The 579-nt window shown below is 56.1% G+C and carries 2 rRNA genes; both read left to right on the forward strand.

The window, feature by feature from the left end:
* Positions 1–232: ribosomal RNA gene (locus M3I53_RS38060) — 23S ribosomal RNA — on the forward strand; the annotation flags it as partial.
* 171 nt (positions 233–403) lie between these two features.
* A 5S ribosomal RNA gene (gene rrf / locus M3I53_RS38065) occupies positions 404–517 on the forward strand.
* Positions 518–579: the final 62 nt, after the last annotated feature.

The raw sequence follows: 579 nt of genomic DNA on the forward strand, positions 1-579 counted from the left end.
GGACGAACCTCTGGTGTACCGGTTGTCACGCCAGTGGCATCGCCGGGTAGCTATGTTCGGAAGAGATAACCGCTGAAAGCATCTAAGCGGGAAACTCGCCTTGAGATGAGATATCCCCGGGGCTTCGAGCCCCTTGAAGGGTCGTTCGAGACCAGGACGTTGATAGGTCAGGTGTGGAAGCGCAGTAATGCGTTAAGCTAACTGATACTAATTGCCCGTAAGGCTTGATCCTATAACAGGTGTGCCTCCACCCCGTGTGGGTGGGCAGGACGCACAGGTTGAGTGATCATGTGTTGTGCCGGAAACAACACAACCCCAATTGAGCAACACCTCTTTACGCTTCTTCCCGATTGGCTGTGGCGCCAGGTCCGAAAGACCCGAGTCGACGCAGCAACCCGTCATGCCTGATGACCATAGCGAGCTGGTCCCACCCCTTCCCATCCCGAACAGGACCGTGAAACAGCTCCACGCCGATGATAGTGCGGATTGCCCGTGTGAAAGTAGGTAATCGTCAGGCTCCTTATGCTGTAACGTCCCGAACCCCGGTGTCTCCGAAAGAGCACCGGGGTTCTGGCGTTT

Source organism: Paraburkholderia sp. CNPSo 3272, assembly GCF_024206495.1.
GTDB lineage: Bacteria > Pseudomonadota > Gammaproteobacteria > Burkholderiales > Burkholderiaceae > Paraburkholderia.